Here is a 4,113-nt window from a genome sequence, read left to right on the forward strand (position 1 = left end):
GGCCACCGTCAACGAACTGCATCGCGGCACCCAGCGCGTGCCGGTGGTGATCCTGCTGCCGGCGGCGGTCCGCGCCGCGGCCGGCACGCTGGGCGAACTCGTCGTTGCCCACGGACCGGGCGGCCCGGTGCGTCTCGCCGATGTTGCCGAGGTCGTGCAGATGGCCGGCCGCTACAACGTCCTGCACCGCAATGGTCAACGCCTGCAGGTGGTGACGGCCGATGTCGCCGGACGCGATCTCGCTGGCTTCATGGCGGAACTGCGCGCGCAGGTGTTCGCGCGGATGACCTTCCCCCACGGCATGCATGTCGAGTTCACCGGCGCCGCCGTCGAGCAGGCCGCGGCGCGCCGCGAACTGGTCTGGCACGCGGCCCTGTGCGGGCTGGGCGTGCTGTTGCTGATCTACATGGCGGTCGGGCGCCTGCGCTACCTGCTGCTGATCGGGCTCAACCTGCCGTTCTCGCTGGCCGGTGGCGTGGCGGCGGTGATGCTCGCCGGTGGCGTGGTCTCGGTCGGTTCGGTGGTCGGCTTCGTCACCCTGTTCGGCATCACGGTGCGCAACTCGATCATGCTGGTCTCGCACTACGACCACCTGGTGCGGATCGAGGGCGAACCCTGGAACCTGGCGACCGCCCTGCGCGGCGCGCGCGAACGGTTGCCGGCGATCCTCATGACCGCGCTGGTCACCGCGCTCGCCATGCTGCCCCTGACCGTCGACAGCGACAACCCGGGACGCGAGATCATGGGTCCGATGGCCGCCATCATCGTCGGCGGTCTGTGTTCCTCGACCGTGCTCAACCTGCTGGTGATGCCGGCGCTGCTGTTCCGCTTCGGCCACTTCACCGACGATCGTCCGCATCCCGAATGAGGCTTCGACCTCGCTTCTGATTTCGCGTATCGTGCCGCCGCTCGACCGTCTGCTCACGACCGACCCGCGATGAAGACCGCCGCCCTCGATTCCGGCTATGCCTGGTGCCGCCTGGCCGCCTGCCTGCTGCTCGCTACCGTGGGCAGTGCCGGCATGTTCGTCGTGGTGGTCGCCATGCCCGCATTCCAGCTCGACTTCGGGCTCTCGCGCGCGGGCGCCTCGCTGCCCTACACCATGGTCATGATCGGCTTCGGCGTCGGTGGGCTGCTGGCCGGGCGCGCCGTCGATCGCTACGGCGTGGTCGCGCCGCTGGCGGTCTCCGCCGTGCTGCTCGCGCTCGCCTACGTGCAGGCGGCGACCAGCGACAGCGTGCTGTTGTTCAATCTCGCCCACGTGCAGATCGGTTGTTTCGGCTGCGCCGTGGTGTTTGCGCCGCTGGTCGCCGACATCTCCAAGTGGTTCACGCGCCGGCGCGGACTGGCCGTCGCCATCGCCGCCTGCGGCAACTACGTCGGCGGCGCGATCTGGCCGCCGCTGCTGGTCGACATGCTGGCCGAGTCGGACTGGCGCGCGGCCTACCTGAACATCGCCGGGATCAGCGTTGCGCTGATGCTGCCGACCCTGCTCGCGCTCCTGCGCCGCCCGCTGGGCGACGACGCCATCCGCGGCGACGGCGGCAGCGCCGGCTCGCCGGCGGTGCTCGGCCTGACCCCGAACGGCCTGCTCGGCCTGCTCGCACTGGCCGGCTTCGGCTGCTGCATGGCCATGGCCATGCCGCAGGTCCACATCGTCTCGCTGTGCGGCGATCTCGGCTTCGGCCCGGCTCGCGGCGCGCAGATGCTGGCCGTCATGCTCGGTTGCGGCATCGCCTCGCGGCTCGTCTTCGGCGTGGTCTCCGACCGCATCGGCGGCCTGCGCACGCTCCTCATCAGTTCGGCCCTGCAGGGCGTCGCGCTGGTCGCCTTCCTGCCGGCGCAGTCGCTCACCGCACTGTACGGCGCGGCGGCCCTGTTCGGTCTCTTCCAGGGCGGCATCGTGCCTTGCTACGCACTCATCGTGCGCGAGTATTTCCCCGCCGCGCAGGCCGGCAGCCGGCTCAGCGTCGTCATCCTCGCCACCATCGCCGGCATGGCGGTGGGTGGCTGGACCTCGGGCGCGATCTTCGACTGGACCGGTTCCTACTCCGTGGCTTTCGTCCACGGCATCGGCTGGAACCTGGTCAATCTCTCGGTGGTGCTGTTCCTGCTCTCGCGGGCGCGTGATGCCGGCCGCGGCGTCGCCGCGCCGGCAGCCGTCTGAGCCGGCCGTCATGGCGCGCGGATTTGGCACCGGCCTCGCGGCCGCGCTGTTCGCCACCCTGACCTGGGGCGTGCAGCTGCCGGTGGCCAAGGACGCCTTCGTCGCCATCGAGCCCTTCCACATGACGGCCACGCGCTACCTGGTCGCCGCGCTCTGCCTGGCCGCGATCCTGGTCATGCGCGAGGGCCGCGCGGCGCTGCGCTACGACGGCCGCGCGAAGCTCGCCATCGGCCTCGGCGTGATCGGCATCTGCGGTTCGCCCATGCTGACCTTCCTCGGCATGTCGTTGTCGCGCGCCGAGCATGCGGTGGTCATCGTCAGCACCCAGCCGATGATCGCGGCGCTCGCGGTGTGGATCCTGCGCGGACGGCGCCCGGCACTGGTCACCGCCCTGTGCATGCTCGGCGCCTTCACCGGCGTGCTGCTGGTGGTCACGAAGGGCCAGCTCGACCTCGTCGAATCGCCGCGCCAGGTGCTCGGCGACTGCATCATCTTCGTCAGCGCCCTGTGCTGGGTGGTCTACACCATGGGCCTCGGCCGCCTGGGCGGCTGGTCGGTGTGGCGCGTGACGGTGCTGACTATGTTGCCCGGTGGGCTCGCGACGACCGCGGTCACGGCGACGCTGGTCGCCGCCGGCGTGATTCACACACCGAGCCTTGCCGCGGTGCACAGCGTGGCCTGGCAGATGCTCTACCTGACCTTCGTCGGCGTGCTGCTCGCCATGCTGGCGTGGAACGGCGCCATCCAGCGCATCGGCGGCCTCAATGCCACGCTCTTCATCAACTGCATGCCGGTGGTGACCTTCGCCTACCGCGCCGTGCAGGGCCATCGCTTCGAGACCATCGAACTGGTCGGCGCGGGGCTGGTGGTGAGTGCCCTGATCGCCAACAACCTCTACCTGCGCCAGGAGCAGCGACGGCTGGCAGGCAACTGAAGAGCGACTGCGGAGGCCGTCCGCGGCGTAGCGCGCCCGGCCTTCCTCAACGCGTTCTTCAGCCGCCTGTTCGTGACCCGGGGCGCTATGGCTCAGGTGCGCCGATCGAGCCAGGCGTCCAGCGCAGCGCAGCGCTGGTCGACCATGCCGCGCACCGCGGCGGTGAGCGGCGCCGGTGCGCGCGCCGGGTGGCCGCAGGCGTAGGGCGGGACGGGCTCGTACTGCATCACCAGTTGCGCCGCCTGCGCGGCCTCGTCGCCGACCACGGTGGCGGCCAGGGTGAGGGCAAAATCGAGGCCGGCGGTGATGCCGCCGCCGGTGACGCGGTTGCGATCGACCACCACGCGTTCGTCGGCGACCTCGATGCCGGGGTAGCGCGCGAGGCGTGGCAACCAGCCCCAGTGGGTGGTCGCGCGGTAGCCGTCGAGCAGCCCCGCCTCGGCCAGGATGAGTGAGCCCGTGCAGACCGAGGTGACCCAGGCGAAGTCGTTTGCGCGTTCGCGCAGGAAGGCCTGCAGATCGGGGTCCTGCATCTGCGGTAGCACGTCGCCGCCGCCCGGCATGACCAGCACGTCGAGCGCCGGGCAGTCGACGAGATCGTGCGCGGCGAGCAGCATGGCGCCGCAATCCGAGCGCAGCGGCGCGGTCGATTTCGCGAAGGTGGTGACCTCGAGCCCGGGCACGAAGGACAGCGCCTGCAGCGGCGCGTAGCCGTCGAGCATGGTCATGTTGTCGAACAGGTGGATGCCGACGCGTAATGGTTTGGTCATGGTCGTCTCCTCAGGCGGCGACGCGGCTGGCGTTGGCGACGCCGCGCCCGAACAGGTTCATGAGCACGCCCTTCACGCGGAAGACGTGGTGGACGAGCTTGTAGCGCCCGAGCACTCCCTGGCGGAAGCCGGGCCGTGCCGAGACCCGCGCGTACCACGCGGCGAGGTGGGGGAAGTTGCGCGCGAAGGGATAGGCGCACTCGGTCAGGCGCAGTACCTTGATCGCCCAGATGATGTCGGCG

General features: G+C 70.5%; 4 protein-coding genes and 1 pseudogene. 3 read left to right on the forward strand and 2 right to left on the reverse strand.

What is annotated here, in order from left to right; translation table 11 throughout:
• The 3 genes from AB7U92_RS22945 to AB7U92_RS22955 form a co-directional block, all read left to right on the forward strand.
• On the forward strand, positions 1–868 hold an 868-nt coding region (locus tag AB7U92_RS22945; RefSeq protein ID WP_428582466.1), incomplete at its 5' end, for an efflux RND transporter permease subunit.
• 69 nt (positions 869–937) lie between these two features.
• Entirely contained in the window at positions 938–2,167 is a 1,230-nt protein-coding gene (locus tag AB7U92_RS22950; RefSeq protein WP_428582468.1) for an MFS transporter, read from the forward strand.
• A 10-nt stretch (positions 2,168–2,177) separates the two neighbouring features.
• The gene (locus AB7U92_RS22955) at positions 2,178–3,101 is read left to right on the forward strand and encodes a DMT family transporter (RefSeq protein WP_428582470.1); all 924 of its coding nucleotides are present in this window, start codon (positions 2,178–2,180) and stop codon (positions 3,099–3,101) included.
• A gap of 92 nt (positions 3,102–3,193) precedes the next feature.
• Here AB7U92_RS22955 and AB7U92_RS22960 read toward each other — a convergent pair whose 3' ends face one another.
• Together AB7U92_RS22960 and AB7U92_RS22965 are read right to left on the reverse strand one after the other, a co-directional pair.
• Positions 3,194–3,871 carry a DJ-1/PfpI family protein gene (locus AB7U92_RS22960; RefSeq protein ID WP_428582472.1) on the reverse strand — a complete coding sequence of 226 codons (678 nt, stop codon included), beginning with the start codon at positions 3,869–3,871 and terminating at the stop codon, positions 3,194–3,196.
• A 10-nt stretch (positions 3,872–3,881) separates the two neighbouring features.
• A pseudogene (locus tag AB7U92_RS22965) lies at positions 3,882–4,113 on the reverse strand (hypothetical protein); the annotation flags it as partial.

It is taken from the genome of Piscinibacter sp. (assembly GCF_050175855.1).
Taxonomy (GTDB): Bacteria; Pseudomonadota; Gammaproteobacteria; order Burkholderiales; family Burkholderiaceae_C; genus Piscinibacter.